Here is a 14,518-nt window from a genome sequence, read left to right on the forward strand (position 1 = left end):
ACGTGGCCGCCCCCACCCATGCCCCGAGGCAAACCACCGTTTGTCGGGCTCGGCGAAGCAAGGTGGCGGGGTGCCCCATAGCGCAGGTAAAAGGAGGAGGCCGCGCAGCGGCCGGGGGACACGAAGCTATGGGGCACCCCGCCGCCTTGCGCTCCCCGCGATAGGCCTTGCATTGGCTGTCTCACTTCAGCACCACCCGAGGATCGACCAGCTTGTAGAGCATGTCGGTGATGAGATTGACCACCATCGTCAGGAAGGCCAGGTAGATCGAGAAGGCCTGGATGACCGGGTAGTCCGCGCGGTTCACCGCCAGCAGGATCTCGCGGCCCAGGCCGGGGATCGAGAAGAACACCTCGATCAGGAAGGAGCCGACGAACACGCCCGGCAGCGCCACCGAGACGTTGGTGAGGATCGGCATCATCGCGTTGCGCAGCACATGCTTGAACAGCACGGTGCGCTCGCCCATGCCCTTGGCGCGCGCGGTGCGCACGTAGTCATGCCCCAGCTCGTCGAGGAAGAAGCTGCGGAACAGGCGGATCTCCGGCGCCAGCGCCACCATCACCACCGTCAGCACCGGCAGCGGCGCGTACTGCTTGAGATTGGTCCAGGTGCTGTCGCTCCAGCCCTGCACCGGGAACCAGCCGAGGCGGAAGGCGAAGAAGTACTGCGCCAGGATCACGTAGACCAGCAGCGAGATGCTCACTGCCACGGTGGACAGCATCATCACCGCGCGGTCGGTCAGGCTGCCGCGCACATAGGCTACCGCCAGCGCGAAGGGGATCGCCAGCAGCACCTGCATCAGCAGGATCGGGATCATCACCGTCAGCGTGGCCGGCATGCGGGTGGCGAACAGATGGCCGATCGATTCGCGCGTGGCCCAGCTGCGGCCCCAGTCGAAGCTGACGATCTGCTTGATGAAGATCCACAGCTGCTCCCAGACCGGCTTGTTCAGGCCCAGCTGCTCGCGGATCGATTCGATCGTCTCGGGGCTCGCGTTCAGCCCGCCCAGCACCACGGCCGGGTCGCTGCCGAAATACTTGAACAAAAAGAACACCAGCAGCACGACGCCCAGCAGGGTCGGGATCATCTGCCACAGGCGTCGGATCAGGTAGGCCGCCACGAGCGGGTCTCCAGGAGGCAAAAACAGCGGCCGAGTCTAGTGCAGTGCAACATCGCGGCTCATGCATGTTTGCCCTGCCCGGCGGGTTGCGGCGAGCCTCTAGACTCGGCGGCTTCGCCGGAGCCCCTGTCCCGATGCTGCGTGTCCTCGTCCTGCTCATGTCGCTGCTGCTTGCGTGGTCCGCAAGCGCCGAGCCCGTCAAGGTGCTGCGTTATGCCTTCCGCATCGCCGAGACCGGCTTCGACCCCGCGCAGATCAGCGACCTCTATTCGCGCACGATGGCGGCGAACATCTTCGATGCGCCGCTGAAGTACGCCTACCTGGCCCGCCCCTACCAGCTCAAGCCCAACACCGCCGCCGCGATGCCCGAGGTCTCGGCCGACTTCAAGACCTGGACGATCCGCATCAGACCCGGCATCCATTTCGCCGACGATCCGGCCTTCAAGGGCAGGAAGCGCGAGCTGACCGCGGCGGACTACATCTACGCGCTGAAGCGCCACTACGACCCGGTCACCAAGAGCGGCAACCTCTACGTGCTGGAGGGCGTCGGCATCCTGGGCCTGTCGGAGCTGCGCGCCGAGGCGCAGAAGACGAAGAAGCCCTTCGACTACGACCGCCCGGTCGAGGGCCTGCAGCAGGTCGACCGCTACACCTATCGCGTCCGCACCGCGCAGGCCAATCCGCGGCTGATCTACTGGTTCGCCGACGTGATGATGGGCGCGGTGGCGCGCGAGGTTGTCGAGGCCTACGGGCCCGATCACATCATGGAGCACCCGGTCGGCACCGGGCCCTGGCAGCTGGCCGAATGGCGGCGCAGCTCGCGCGTGGCCTTCACGAAGAACCCGAACTACCGCGAGGTCTTCTACGACGAGACCCCGCCCGCCGATGCCGACCCGCGCCTGATCGCCGAAGCCGCGCGGCTGAAGGGAAAGCGCCTGCCGCTGGTGGACCGGGTGGAGATCTCGATCATCGAGGAGTCGCAGCCGCGCTGGCTGGCCTTCCTGAACGGCGAGGCCGACATGATCGACGAGGTGCCGTCGGACTTCGCCATCATCGCGATGCCGCACAACCACCTGGCGCCCAACCTCGCCAAGCGCGGCATCCGCATGGACCGCTACGCGCGGGCCGACTACCTCAGCACCTACTTCGGCATGGAGAACCCGTTGGTCGGCGGCTACGAGCCGGCCAAGGTGGCGCTGCGCCGCGCGATCTCGCTGGCCTACGACAACGCGCAGGAGATCCGCCTGGTGCGCCGCGGCCAGGCGGTGCCGGCGCAAGGCGTCGTCGCGCCAGGCACGATGGGCTACGAGCCGGGCTTCAAGTCCGAGATGAGCGACTTCGACCGCGCCCGCGCCGGCGCGCTGCTGGATCTCTACGGCTATGTGGACCGCAACGGCGACGGCTGGCGCGAGCAGCCCGACGGCAAGCCGCTGGTCATCGAGCTGGCCAGCCAGCCCGACGGCCAGAGCCGCCAGCTGGCCGAGCTGTGGCAGAAGAACATGGATGCGCTGAAGATCCGCGTGACGTTCAAGATCGCCCAGTGGCCCGAGAACCTGAAGGCCTCGCGTGCCGGCAAGCTGATGATGTGGGGCGTCAGCTGGAGCGCCTCGATCCCCGATGCCGACGATTTCCTCGGCCTGGGCTACGGCCCCAACAAGGGCCAGGCCAACCACTCGCGCTTCGACCTGCCGGCCTACAACGCGCTGTACCTGAAGCAGCAGGGCCTGCCCGACGGCCCCGAGCGCCAGGCGCTGATCGAGCAGATGCAGCGCCTGATGGTGGCCTACATGCCGCTGAAGGGCCATGTGCACCGGATCTTCACGGACATGCTGCAGCCCTGGGTGATCGGCTACAAACGCAACCTGTTCATGCGCGACTTCTGGCAGTACGTGGACATCGAGGGCAAGCCTGCATCATCATGACGATACGCCGCCGCTCCCTGCTGACCCTGCCCGCCCTGCTGGCAGGCGCGGCGGCGACGGCGGATGAATCCGTCAAGGTGCTGCGTTATGCCTTCCGCGTCGCCGAGACCGGATTCGACCCGCCGCGCCTGAGCGACCTCTACTCGCGCATCCTCACCGGCCACATCTACGAGGCGCTCTACACCTACGACCCGCTGGCCCGCCCGGCGAAGATCGTGCCGCTGATCGCCGAGGCGATGCCCGAGATCAGCGAGGACTTCCGCACTTGGACGGTCCGCTTGAAGCAGGGCATCTGCTTCGCCGACGACCCGGCCTTCAAGGGCCAGCGGCGTGAGGTCACCGCCCACGATTTCGTCTACAGCATCCAGCGCTATGCCGACCCGGCGCTGCAGGCCCAGGCCTGGGTGCAGTACGAGGATGCAGGCTTCATCGGCCTGGCCGCGCAGCGCCAGAAGGCGATCAAGGGAAAGAAGCCCTTCGACTACGCCGCGCCGATCGAGGGCGTGCGCGCGCTGGACCGCTACACGCTGCAGTTCCGCACCGAGCAGCCGCGCCCGCGCCTGATGGAACTGGTGCTGGCCGGCAGCGATCTCTATGGTGCGGTGGCGCGCGAGGTGGTGGAGTTCTACGGCGACAAGCTGGGCGAGCATCCGGTCGGCACCGGGCCCTTCCGGCTCAAGAGCTGGCGGCGCAGCTCGCAGATCGTGTTCGAGCGCAACCCCGCTTATCGTGAGCGTTACTACGAGGCCCAGCCCGCCGCCGACGACGCCGAGGGCCAGGCCCTGCTGGCCCGCTTCAAGGGCCGCCGCCTGCCGATGGTGGACCAGGTGGAGGTGGTCATCATCGAGGAGAACCAGCCGCGCTGGCTGGCCTTCCTCAGCGGCGAGCAGAACTTCGTCGAACGGGTGCCCGAGGACTTCATCAGCCAGGCGATGCCGCACGGCAAGCTGGCGCCGAACCTGGCCAAGCGCGGCATGCAGGCCTTCCGCACGCTGGCGCCGGACGTGATGCTGACGCTGTTCAACATGAACGACCCGGTAGTCGGCGGCATCGAGCCGGCGAAGGTGGCGCTGCGCCGCGCGATCGGCCTGGGCCTGGACGTGCCGCGCGAGCTGCAGCAGGTGCGGCGCGGGCAGGCGATCGTCGCGCAGTCGATGGTGCAGCCGCACACCAGCGGCTACGACCCGGCCTACAAGTCCGAGATGGGCGACTATGACCCCGACCGCGCCCGCGCGCTGCTGGACCTTTACGGCTATGTGGACCGCGACGGCGACGGCTGGCGCGAGCAGCCCGACGGCAGCCCGCTGATGCTGGAGCGCCGCACCCAGGCCGACGGGCTCTCGCGCCAGGTCGACGAGGTCTGGGACAGCAGCATGCGCGCGCTGGGGCTCAGGCTCAAGCTGACGGTCAAGCAGTGGCCCGAGAACCTGAAGGCCGCGCAGGCGGCGCAGTACATGATCTGGGACGTCGCCTTCTCCGCCGCGCAACCCGATGCGATCGGCGCGCTGCAACTGCTCTATGGCCCGGCCGCCGGCACCTTCAACTTCCCGCGCTTCGTCGACCCGCGCTACGACCGCCTCTACCAGCAGATGCAGTCGCTGCCCGACGGGCCCGAGCGGGCGGCCCTGTTCCGCGAGGCCAAGCGCATCCAGGCCGCCTGGGAGCCGTTGAAATCGCGCGGCCACCGCATCATCACCGACATGGCCGCGCGCGAAGTGATCGGCTTCCGCCGCCCGCTGTTCTGGCAGGACTGGTGGCAGTACATCGACATCTCTTCTTCTTCATGAAACGACTGCTCTTCACGCTGCTGCTCGCCCTGTCGTTGGCGCAGCCCGCCCAGGCCGAAAACAAGGTCCTGCGCTACGCCTTCCTGATCGCAGAGACCGGCTTCGACCCGGCGCAGATCTCCGACGACTACTCGCGCATCGTCGCCTCGCACATCTTCGAGGCGCTGTTCTGCTACGACCCGCTGGCCCGCGACCCGGTGCGCATGCTGCCGCTGACGGCTTCAGGCCTGCCCGAGACCAGCGCCGACTTCCGCAGCTTCACCATCCACATCCGCCCCGGCATCTTCTTCACCGACGATCCGGCCTTCAAGGGCAAGCCGCGCGAGCTGGTGGCGCAGGACTACGTCTACAGCCTGCAGCGCTTCGCCGACCCGGCCACCAACAGCCCCATGTGGACGCCGCTGGAGGAACTGGGCCTGCTGGGCCTGAACGAGCGGCGCCAGGCCGCGCTGAAGACGAAGAAGCCCTTCGACTACGACACGCCGATGCCGGGCCTGCGCGCGCTGGACCGCTACACGCTGCAGCTGCGCACCACCGAGCCGCGGCCGCGGCTGGCGCAGGTGCTGTCCCGCAGCGACCTCTACGGCGCGGTGGCGCGCGAGGTGATCGAGGCCCACCCGGGCGACACGATGGCGCACCCGGTGGGCACCGGCCCCTTCGTGCTGAAGGAATGGCGGCGCAACTCGCTGATCGCGCTGGACCGCAATACCGCTTATCGCGAGCGTTACTACGACGCCCAGCCGGCGGCCGACGATGCCCAGGGCCAGGCCATCGCCAAGCGCCTGCACGGCCGGCGCCTGCCGATGATCGACCGGGTGGAGGTCTCGATCATCGAGGAGTCGCAGCCGCGCTGGCTGTCCTTCCTGAACGGGCAGTTCGACTTCATCGACCGGGTGCCGCCGGAGTTCGTCAACATCGGCCTGCCCAACGGCAGGATCGCGCCCAACCTGGGCAAGCGCGGCGTGCAGCTGTTCCGCACGCTGGCTTCCGACGTGGCTTATACCTACTTCAACCTCGAAGACCCGACGGTGGGCGGCTACACGGCTGACAAGGTGGCGCTGCGCCGCGCGATCTCGCTGGCCTGGGACGCCGGCCGCGAGATCCGCCTGCTGCGCCGCGGGCAGGCGATCCCGGCGCAGTCGGTGGTGATGCCCGGCACCAGCGGCTACGACCCGGCCTTCAAGAGCGAGATGAGCGACTTCGACCCGGCCCGCGCCAACGCGCTGCTGGACCTGTACGGCTATGTGGACCGCGACGGCGACGGCTGGCGCGAGATGCCCGACGGCTCGCCGCTGGTGCTGGCCTGGGCCACGCAGCCGGACTCGCTCTCGCGCTCCTACGACGAGATGTTCCGCATCAACATGGAGCGCATCCATGTGCGCACCAGCTTCCCCACTGCCAAGTGGCCCGAGAACCTGAAGGCCGCGCGCGCCGGCAAGCTGATGATGTGGTTCCTCGGCGAGACCTCGGACCGCGCCGACGGCGCCGACGCGCTGCAGCACTTCTACACGCCCGCCTTCCACGCCGCCAACCTCGGCGACTTCAGCAACGCCGCCTACGACGCGCTCTACGAGAAGATGCAGAGCCTGCCCGACGGCCCCGAGCGCGAGGCCCTGTTCCGCGAGGCCAAGCGCATCCTTGTCGCGCAGATGCCGGCCAAGTTCCATGTGCACCGCATCGTCAACGACATGGCCTGGCCCTGGGTCGTCGGCTACCGCCGGCCCAAGTTCGCCGTCGAGTTCTGGCAATACGTGGACATCGAGGCGCACTGAACCCATGCAGATCTCCGCCAACGGCATCACCCTCGAAGTCGAAGACCACGGCCCGGTCGACGGCGAGCCGCTGCTGCTGATCATGGGCCTGGGCATGCAGCTGACCGCCTGGCCGCTGGGTTTCGTGGAGCAGCTGGTGCGCGCGGGCTTCCGCGTGATCCGCTTCGACAACCGCGACATGGGCCTGTCGCAGCGCTTCGACGAGCTGCCCAAGCCCAGCGTCGGCATGGCTGCCTTCCAGCACCTGCTGCGCCTGCCGGTGCCGAGCGTCTACACGCTGGCCGACATGGCGCGCGATGCGGTGGGCCTGCTCGACGCGCTGGGCATCGCGCAGGCGCATGTCTGCGGCGCCTCGATGGGCGGCATGATCGCCCAGCACCTGGCGCTGGACCACAGCGCCCGGCTGAAGAGCCTGACCCTGCTGATGACCAGCAGCGGCGCGCGCGGCCTGCCGCCGCCGACGCTGAAGGTGGCCGCCACGATGATGGGCAAGCCGTCCGATCCGCGCGATCCGGTGAGCGTGACCGACTACTACCTGCGCCTGTTCCGCGAGATCGGCAGCCCCGGCTACCCGACGAGCGAGGCCGAGATGCGCGCCATCATCGGCGCCTCGCTGGCGCGTGGCGGCACCAACCCGCGCGGCTCGGCGCGGCAGCTGGTGGCGATCACCGCGGACGGGCCCTCGCGTGCCGCCCGGCTGGGCGCGATCGGGCGCGACCTGCCGGTGGCGATCATCCATGGCGAGGCCGATCCGCTGGTGCCGGTGGCCCACGGGCAAGACCTGGCACGCCGCATCGGCCATGCCACGCTGGACCTGATCCCCGGCATGGGCCACGATCTGCCCGAGGCGCTGTGGCCGCGCTTCACGGCAGGCATCCTGGAGGCGAGCCGGCGATGAGCCATCAGATCGAGCACTACCAGCGCTTCCTGCGCGAACGCCATGGCGTCGAGTTCGGCAGTTATGCCGAGATGTGGCAATGGTCCGTCACCGAGCTCGACGCCTTCTGGCGCAGCGTCTGGGACTACTTCGACCTGCAGTCCGGCACGCCCTTCGAGGCCGCGCTGTGCGAGGAGCGGATGCCCGGCGCCGTGTGGTTCCGCGGCGCCACGCTGAACTTCGCCGCCCAGGCGCTGCGCCATGCGGACAAGGTCGAAGACCGGCCCGCCATCGTCTTCGCCAACGAGCAGCTGCTCTCGCACGGCGCGCTGCAGGAGACGAGCTGGCCCGAGCTGCGGCGCCAGGTCGCGGCGCTGGCGGCGGGGCTGAAGGCGCTGGGCGTGCAGCGCGGCGACCGGGTCGCCGCCTACCTGCCGAACATTCCGCAGACCATCGTCGCCTGCCTGGCCGTGGCCAGCATCGGCGCGGTCTGGTCCGTCTGCTCGCCGGACATGGGGCCGCTGGCGGTGCTGGACCGCTTCCGCCAGATCGAGCCCAAGGTGCTGATCGCCGCCGACGGCTATGTCAACGCCGGCCAGCGCATCGACCGCACGCCGGTGGTCGCCGAACTGCTGGCCGGGCTGGAGAGCGTCGAGCACCTGCTGCTGGTGCCGGTGCTGGACCTGCCCGCGGCCCTGGGCGAGGCGCAGCTCGCCACGCCGCGCTGCCAGGCCCATCCCTTCGGCAACGTGCTGCTGGAGCAACAGGGCGCGGACTTCGAGCCCGAGATGCTGCCCTTCGACCACCCGCTGTGGATCGTCTACTCCAGCGGCACCACCGGCCTGCCCAAGCCCATCGTCCACGGCCATGGCGGCATCCTGCTGGAGATGATGGTCTGCGGCGTGCTGCACATGGACCTCGGCCCCGAGGACCGCCTGCACTGGTACAGCTCCACCGGCTGGATCATGTGGAACGTGCAGCTGGCCGCGCTGCTGGGTGGCACCACGGTCTGCATGTTCGACGGCAGCCCGGGCGGGCCGCGCGGCGCGGCCGACTGGGGCACGCTGTGGCGCTTCGCGGCCTTGTCGCGCGCCACTTTCCTCGGCGCCGGCGCCGCCTTCCACGCCAGTTGCATGAAGGCCGGCGTCGAGCCGCAGCGCGAGGGCGACCTGTCCGCGCTGCGCGCCGTCGGTTCGACCGGCTCGCCGCTGGCGGACGAGTGCTACGACTGGCTCTGGAAACGCTGCCCGAAGCAGCCCGGTGGCCGCGAGATCTGGATCTGCATCATCGCCGGCGGCACCGATTTCGCCGGCGCCTTCCTGACCGGCAACCCGACGCTGCCGACGATCCGCGGCCAGATGCAGTGCCGCGCGCTGGGCGCGGCGGTCCATGCCTTCGACGAGCAGGGTCAGGTCTTGCTGGACCGGGTCGGCGAGCTGGTCTGCACCCGGCCGCTGCCCTCGATGCCCTTGTACTTCTGGGGCGATGACGCTGGGATGAGCCGTTATCGCGACAGCTACTTCGACATGTACCCCGGCGTCTGGCGCCACGGCGACTGGCTGCGCATAACCCCCGAGGGCGGCGGCATCATCTACGGCCGCTCCGACGCCACCATCAACCGCCACGGCATCCGCATGGGCACGGCCGAGCTGTACCGCGCGGTCGAGGCGCTGCCGGAGGTGCTGGACAGCCTGGTCGTCGATCTCGAATACCTGGGCCGCGAGAGCTTCATGCCGCTGTTCGTGCAGCTGCGCGAAGGCGTGGTGCTGGACGACGAACTGCAGGCCCGGCTGAAGGCGGCCATCCGCGCGGCGCTGTCGGCCCGGCATGTGCCCGACGAGATCCACCAGGTGCCGGCGATCCCGCGCACGCTGTCCGGCAAGAAGATGGAGCTGCCGATCCGCAAGCTGCTGCTGGGCGCCACACCCGAGGCGGTGATGAAGCGCGACGCGATGGCCAATGCCGAGGCGGTGGACTGGTTCCTGCGCTTCGCCGCGGGACGGCGCTAAGCCCCCGTCGCCATGTGGGCGCGGACATGGTCGATGAAGGCGCGCAGCTTCGGCAGCACCTGCCGTCGCCCCGGGTGGTAGAGGAAGACGCCCAGCGTCGTCGATGCGTAGGCGGGCAGCACTTCCTCGAGCCGGCCGGCTCGCAGGTCCTGCGCGGCGACCGGCTCGGGCAGCTGCGCCAGGCCGACGCCGCCCAGCGCCGCGGCCAGCATCGTCGGGAAATCGTTGACGACCACCGGCCCGTCCACGGCCAGCTCGACCTCCTGTCCATCGTCCCGGAGACGCCACGGCGCGAAGGCCCCGCTGGCGCGCCGCATGCGCACGCAGGCATGGTCGCGCAGCTCCTGGATCCGCGAGGGCCGCCCGCGGCGATCCAGGTAGGCGGGGCTCGCGACGATCGCGTAGCGCAGGGACGGTGTCAGGCGCACGGCGACCATGTCGGCCGCGACGAACTCGCCCAGCCGGATGCCGGCGTCGAAACCGTCCCGCGCCAGGTCCACCAGCTCCTCGCTCGCCGCGATCTCCACGACCACCTCGGGAAAGGCCTGCGCGAACGAGGCCAGCACGGGCTGCAGCAGCAGTGACACCACGGAGCGCGGCACCGCCAGCCGCAGCAGGCCGCAGGGACGATCGGCCAGGCCGCGCGCCGCATCGCGCGCGGCGAGGATCTCGTCGAAGGCCGGGCTCGCGCGGTCGAAGAAGCGCTCGCCGGCTTCGGTGAGGCCGACGCTGCGCGTCGTCCGCGTCAGCAGCGCGATACCGATGCGCGCCTCCAGCGCGCGCACCGTCTGGCTGATGGCGGACGGCGTGACCCCGAGGTCGGCGGCCGCCTGCCGGAAGCTGCGCCGCGTCGCGACACGAAGAAAGGCCTCGACGCCGTCCAGCGCGCCTCGGTCGATTGCGTAGTCAGGCTTCATGGTTCATGAAAATTATGCCGGCTAGTCGATGGAATCAAGCCGTCCTATCGTTTCGATATCGCATCTCGCATCTCGCATCTCGCACCGATCCCGGACCGCAACGCCCATGACACCCGCCCTGCTTTTCCAGCTCCACCTGATCCTTGGCTATGCCGCCTGGCTGCTCTGTTTCCGCACCTACCTTTGGCCGCGGCTGCGGGCGATGGAGGCCGCCGACGCCCACCGCGCCATCGCCACGCTGCACGGCTTCCGCTTCTTCGGCCTGGCCTTCCTGATGCCCGGCGTGGTGAGTCCCGACCTGCCTGCCAGCTTCGCCGGCTACGCAGCGTATGGCGACCTCGCCACCGGGCTGCTGGCCCTGGCCGCGCTGGCGGCGTATCGGGTGCGGCCGCTGTTCTGGCTGTTCGTGGCGGCCTTCAACGTCGCGGGGCTGGCCGACCTGATCGGCGACTATGTGCATGCCGTCCAGCTGGGCCTGCCCGAGATGGCGGGCCGGCTGGGGGTGCTCTATCCGGTGCCGGTGATCTATGTGCCGCTGCTGATGATCACGCACCTGGCGGCGATCGTGCTGGTGCTGCGAGGCCGCAGGACTCTAGGGCAGTGACATGCCCTTGCTGGCGATCAGCTCCGCGGCACCGGCCAGCGCATCGAGGAAGGCCTGCGCCGCCGCGGCCTGCCCGCTGCGCGCGGCGATGGCGCCGGCATAGACCGTGTAGCTCTGCAGCTCCGCCGGCAGCGGGCCGGCCAGCTCGACACCGGGCGTCGTCATCAGCTCGCTGATCTGCTGGACGGCGATGTCGGCCTCGCCGGCGGCCACCCGCTCGGCGGCGAGTCCACCCTTGACCTTCACCGCCCGGGGCCGCATCGCCTCCGCAATGCCGAGCCGCTCGAACAACTGCTCCAGGTAGATGCCGCTGGTGCCACCGGCCGCCGGGTCGACGTAGGCGACCTTGCCGGCGGCCAGCAGGGCGGCCTTGAACTGCGCGGCGGTCTCCAGCGGCGGATGGGCCGCGCCCGCCTTCACCGCCAGGCCGATGCCGACCCTGGCCAGCGGCCGGACGCTGGCCGGGTCCACCGCGCCGGGCGGCAGCGCGGCCAGTGCGGCCGGCGGGGCGAACAGCAGGTCGAAGGCCTCGCCGGCCTGCACGCGGCGGGCGAGGGCGCCGGCGGTGTCGCCGTCGATCTTCAGCGTGATGCCGGTGCGCTTCTCGAAGGACGGGGCCAGCGCCAGCACGACCTGCCGGAACGCACCGGCCGTGAGGATGCTCAGCGTCGGCGCGGCGCCGGCATGGGAAGAGAGAGCCGCGAGCAGCAGCAGCGAGGACCGGCGCGTGATCCCGTTCATGGCGTGGCCGGGGCTTTCGGCTGCCACAGCTCCACCTTGTTGCCTTCGGGGTCCAGCACCCAGGCGAAGCGGCCGTTGGCGTCGTCGTCGCTGCGCTTCAGCACGGCCACGCCCTTGGCCTCCAGCCGCGCCAGCATCGCGTCCATGTCGTCGACCGCGTAATTGATCATGAAGGCGCTGTCCGAGGGCGCGAAGTACTTGGTGCCGGCCGGGAAGGCATTCCAGGCCAGCGCTGGCGGATGCTGCGGCGCCTCGTAGCGCAGGATCGCGCCGCCCCAGGGCTGCACCGGCAGGCCCAGCACGTCGCGGTACCAGGCGGCCAGCGCCTTCGGATCCTTTGCCTTGAAGAAGATGCCGCCGACGCCGGTGATGTGGCCGGCGCCGGTGCTGTCGGCCGCCTGGCCCGCGAGGGTGGCCAGGGCGAGCACCGTGCCGGCCAGCAGCCGCTTGATCGTGCTCATTCCGCCACCCGGTGCCAGGTGCCGCCCTGCAGCTGCATCAGCTCGCGGCCGCGCCGGTCGAAGCCCGAGTGGTCGGCCGGGCTCATCGTGTAGACGCCCTGCGTGCCCACGACTTCGTGCAGTCCTTCCAGCGCATCGCGCAGCGCCACGCGGAAGGCCTCGGTGCCGGGCTGGCCCTTCTTCGCCGCCTCGGGCAGCGCGCGCTGCAGCAGCAGGCCGGCGTCGTAGACATTGGCGCCGAAGGTGGCGGGCTTGCTGCCGTAGAGCTTCTCGTAGCCGCCGATGTAGTCGAGCGCCAGCTTCTTCGAGGGGTTGGCGTCCGGCACCTCGTCCAGCACCAGCATCAGGCTGGCGGCCATCACCGCGCCGTCCACCGCCTTGCCGCCCAGGCGGACGAAGTCGGGTGTGGCGGCGCCGTGGGTCTGATAGACCTGACCCTTGTAGCCCTTCTCGACCAGCGTCGTCTGCGGCAGCACCGTGGGGCCGCCGGCGGCGCCGACCAGCACCGCGTCCGGCCGCGCCGCGATGATCTTCAGCGCCTGGCCGATCACGCTCTGGTCGGTGCGCTGGTAGCGCTCGTCGGCCACCAGCCGGATGCCGGCTTTCTCGATCATCGGCACGAAGACGCGGTGCCAGGACTCGCCGTAGGCATCGCCGAAGCCGATGAAGCCGGCCGTCTTCACGCCCTTTCTGACCATGTGCGCCACCAGCGCCTCGCAGATCAGCGCGTCGTTCTGCGTGGTCTTGAAGACCCAGCGCTTCTGTTCGTCCATCGGCAGCACGACGGCGGTGGTGCCCACCGGCGCCAGCAGCGGCGTCTTGGCCTCGGCCACGAACTGCAGCGCCGCCATCGCATTGGGCGAGCCGGAGGGGCCGATGATCGCGTCCACCTTCTGCTCGCTGAGCAGCTTCTTCACCAGCGCGACGGTCTGGGTGGAATCGGAGCCGTCGTCGTAGACGGTGTACTCGACGTCCAGCGTGCCGATCTTCTTCGGCAGCAGGGCGGCGCTGTTCTTCTGCGGGATGCCCACCACGGCGGTCGGGCCGCTGGCCGAGGTGATCACGCCGATGCGTACGGTTTCGGCGTTAGCGGCGAAAGCCAGCGAGGCCAGGAGCGCACAGAGGAAGTGTCTTTTCATGGTGCCCGGAGGATAGCCTCCGAACGCGCATGCCGCATCAGGCCCAGCGCCGCGACCACGCAGACCGCCCCGCCCACGCCCATCACCGCCCGCACCGAGAACAGCGCCAGCCCGCTGCCGATCAGCGCAATGGCCACGTTGGCGAGGCAGAAGGTGGTGGTCAGCAGGCCCATCACTCGGCCCTGGCCGTGCTCGGCGAAGCGCTCCGACATCCAGGCCGGCAGCACCGCGTTGTACAGCGACTGCGCGGCCCCGGCGCCGATGATGCACACGGGCCCCAGCCAGCCCGGCGCCGCGGCCAGCAGCACGATGCAGACAGCCGACAGCAGGGCCGCCTGCCCGGCCCGCTCCAGCCGCGGCTTGCCGCGCGAGAGCCGCCCGGCGACGAGGCTGGCCAGCGTCATCGCCGCGCACTGCGCCGCCGTCACCCAGGCGATGCCCACGCTGCCCAGGCCCAGCTGCTCCAGCAGCCACAGCGGGGAGAACTCGTACAGCGCATTGATGCCCAGCGTGTAGGCCAGCTGCAGCAGGAACAGCGGCACCAGTCGCGGGTCGCGCGCCAGCAGGCCCAGCGACTGCTGCTCGCGCATCGAGCGCAGCAGGTGCAGCGGCCCGCCGTGCGCCGGCTGGCCCGGCAGCGCCAGCTGCAGCACGACCAGGCAGGGCAGCATCGCCACGGCGGCCAGCATGAAGGGCACGGTCTCGCCCAGCGGCAGCGTCAGCCCGCCGACCAGCGGCCCCAGCAGCCAGCCCATGTAGAGGCAGGCATTGAGCCAGGCGAAGGCCTTGGTGCGGTCCACGCCCTGCTCGCCCAGGTCGGCCAGCAGCGCACGGGCCACGGCGGTGTTGCCTTCAGTCAGGCCGGTGGCGAAGCGGGCGAGCACGAACAGCAGGTACCAGCGCTGCTGCAGCGCGAAGGCGGTCAGCAGGTAGCCGGCGAAGCAGGCGCTGAGCGTGAAGGTGAGCAGCGCACGCCGGCCGTAGCGGTCCGACAGCGGACCGATGAACAGGCTGCCCACCAGGATGCCCGCCGGGTTGGCCGCCAGCGCCAGGCCCATCAGCAGCCGCGGGTCCAGGCCGGCGAAGCGGGTGAAGCCGTCGGCCGGTCCGCCGACGAAGATCGGCGCCAGGATCGGATAGGCCATCGACACGCCGATCGTGCTCAGCGT

The 14,518-nt window shown here is 69.9% G+C and carries 12 protein-coding genes; 6 read left to right on the top strand and 6 right to left on the bottom strand.

Annotation, left to right across the window (positions count from 1 at the left end; genetic code table 11):
- Positions 1 to 181: 181 nt before the first annotated feature.
- Entirely contained in the window at positions 182 to 1,120 is a 939-nt protein-coding gene (locus B0W88_RS22290; protein WP_077036829.1) for an ABC transporter permease, read from the bottom strand.
- A 134-nt stretch (positions 1,121 to 1,254) separates the two neighbouring features.
- Here B0W88_RS22290 and B0W88_RS22295 point away from each other — a divergent pair, with 134 nt between their 5' ends.
- From B0W88_RS22295 to B0W88_RS22315, 5 genes are read left to right on the top strand one after another with little or no spacing between them, the layout of a single operon-like run.
- Complete coding sequence (locus B0W88_RS22295) at positions 1,255 to 3,042, top strand: ABC transporter substrate-binding protein (RefSeq protein WP_077036830.1); 1,788 nt, start codon at positions 1,255 to 1,257, stop codon at positions 3,040 to 3,042.
- The gene (locus tag B0W88_RS22300) at positions 3,039 to 4,829 is read left to right on the top strand and encodes an ABC transporter substrate-binding protein (protein WP_077036831.1); all 1,791 of its coding nucleotides are present in this window, start codon (positions 3,039 to 3,041) and stop codon (positions 4,827 to 4,829) included. The genes B0W88_RS22295 and B0W88_RS22300 overlap by 4 nt, the downstream gene beginning before the upstream one ends.
- Positions 4,826 to 6,601 carry an ABC transporter substrate-binding protein gene (locus B0W88_RS22305; RefSeq protein ID WP_077036832.1) on the top strand — a complete coding sequence of 592 codons (1,776 nt, stop codon included), beginning with the start codon at positions 4,826 to 4,828 and terminating at the stop codon, positions 6,599 to 6,601. The genes B0W88_RS22300 and B0W88_RS22305 overlap by 4 nt, the downstream gene beginning before the upstream one ends.
- A 4-nt stretch (positions 6,602 to 6,605) precedes the next feature.
- A complete protein-coding gene (locus B0W88_RS22310; RefSeq protein ID WP_077036833.1) occupies positions 6,606 to 7,499 on the top strand; it encodes an alpha/beta fold hydrolase in 894 nt (297 codons plus the stop codon).
- Positions 7,496 to 9,487 (top strand): acetoacetate--CoA ligase, encoded by a 1,992-nt coding sequence (locus tag B0W88_RS22315; RefSeq protein WP_077036834.1) that lies wholly within the window; start codon positions 7,496 to 7,498, stop codon positions 9,485 to 9,487. The genes B0W88_RS22310 and B0W88_RS22315 overlap by 4 nt, the downstream gene beginning before the upstream one ends.
- Here the strand turns inward: B0W88_RS22315 and B0W88_RS22320 are convergent.
- Positions 9,484 to 10,404: a LysR family transcriptional regulator gene (locus B0W88_RS22320; RefSeq protein ID WP_077036835.1), complete on the bottom strand. Its 921-nt coding sequence runs from the start codon at positions 10,402 to 10,404 to the stop codon at positions 9,484 to 9,486. The genes B0W88_RS22315 and B0W88_RS22320 overlap by 4 nt on opposite strands.
- Before the next feature lie 106 nt (positions 10,405 to 10,510).
- On the opposite strand from B0W88_RS22320, the gene B0W88_RS22325 reads away from it, so the two are divergent.
- Complete coding sequence (locus B0W88_RS22325) at positions 10,511 to 11,008, top strand: hypothetical protein (RefSeq protein WP_077036836.1); 498 nt, start codon at positions 10,511 to 10,513, stop codon at positions 11,006 to 11,008.
- Here B0W88_RS22325 and B0W88_RS22330 read toward each other — a convergent pair.
- The 4 genes from B0W88_RS22330 to B0W88_RS22345 form a co-directional block, all read right to left on the bottom strand.
- On the bottom strand, positions 10,997 to 11,749 hold the full coding sequence (locus tag B0W88_RS22330; protein ID WP_083748979.1) for a substrate-binding domain-containing protein: 753 nt from the start codon (positions 11,747 to 11,749) through the stop codon (positions 10,997 to 10,999). The genes B0W88_RS22325 and B0W88_RS22330 overlap by 12 nt on opposite strands.
- Positions 11,746 to 12,210 (bottom strand): VOC family protein, encoded by a 465-nt coding sequence (locus B0W88_RS22335; protein WP_083748980.1) that lies wholly within the window; start codon positions 12,208 to 12,210, stop codon positions 11,746 to 11,748. Before B0W88_RS22335 ends, B0W88_RS22330 begins: the two co-directional genes overlap by 4 nt.
- Positions 12,207 to 13,349 carry an ABC transporter substrate-binding protein gene (locus B0W88_RS22340; protein ID WP_077036837.1) on the bottom strand — a complete coding sequence of 381 codons (1,143 nt, stop codon included), beginning with the start codon at positions 13,347 to 13,349 and terminating at the stop codon, positions 12,207 to 12,209. The genes B0W88_RS22335 and B0W88_RS22340 overlap by 4 nt, the downstream gene beginning before the upstream one ends.
- A partial coding sequence (locus B0W88_RS22345; protein WP_077036838.1) for an MFS transporter occupies positions 13,346 to 14,518 on the bottom strand: 1,173 nt, incomplete at its 5' end. The genes B0W88_RS22340 and B0W88_RS22345, both read right to left, overlap by 4 nt.

The sequence above is a fragment of the Pelomonas sp. KK5 genome, from assembly GCF_001984095.1.
In the GTDB taxonomy this organism is placed as follows: domain Bacteria; phylum Pseudomonadota; class Gammaproteobacteria; order Burkholderiales; family Burkholderiaceae_C; genus KK5.

Bases quoted from the DNA above. Each gene is read 5' to 3' on its own strand.
- B0W88_RS22295 (WP_077036830.1), top strand. From the start codon at position 1,255: ATGCTGCGTGTCCTCGTCCTGCTCATGTCGCTGCTGCTTGCGTGGTCC.
- B0W88_RS22300 (WP_077036831.1), top strand. From the start codon at position 3,039: ATGACGATACGCCGCCGCTCCCTGCTGACCCTGCCCGCCCTGCTGGCA.
- B0W88_RS22305 (WP_077036832.1), top strand. From the start codon at position 4,826: ATGAAACGACTGCTCTTCACGCTGCTGCTCGCCCTGTCGTTGGCGCAG.
- B0W88_RS22310 (WP_077036833.1), top strand. From the start codon at position 6,606: ATGCAGATCTCCGCCAACGGCATCACCCTCGAAGTCGAAGACCACGGC.
- B0W88_RS22315 (WP_077036834.1), top strand. From the start codon at position 7,496: ATGAGCCATCAGATCGAGCACTACCAGCGCTTCCTGCGCGAACGCCAT.
- B0W88_RS22320 (WP_077036835.1), bottom strand. From the start codon at position 10,404: ATGAAGCCTGACTACGCAATCGACCGAGGCGCGCTGGACGGCGTCGAG.
- B0W88_RS22325 (WP_077036836.1), top strand. From the start codon at position 10,511: ATGACACCCGCCCTGCTTTTCCAGCTCCACCTGATCCTTGGCTATGCC.
- B0W88_RS22330 (WP_083748979.1), bottom strand. From the start codon at position 11,749: ATGAACGGGATCACGCGCCGGTCCTCGCTGCTGCTGCTCGCGGCTCTC.
- B0W88_RS22335 (WP_083748980.1), bottom strand. From the start codon at position 12,210: ATGAGCACGATCAAGCGGCTGCTGGCCGGCACGGTGCTCGCCCTGGCC.
- B0W88_RS22340 (WP_077036837.1), bottom strand. From the start codon at position 13,349: ATGAAAAGACACTTCCTCTGTGCGCTCCTGGCCTCGCTGGCTTTCGCC.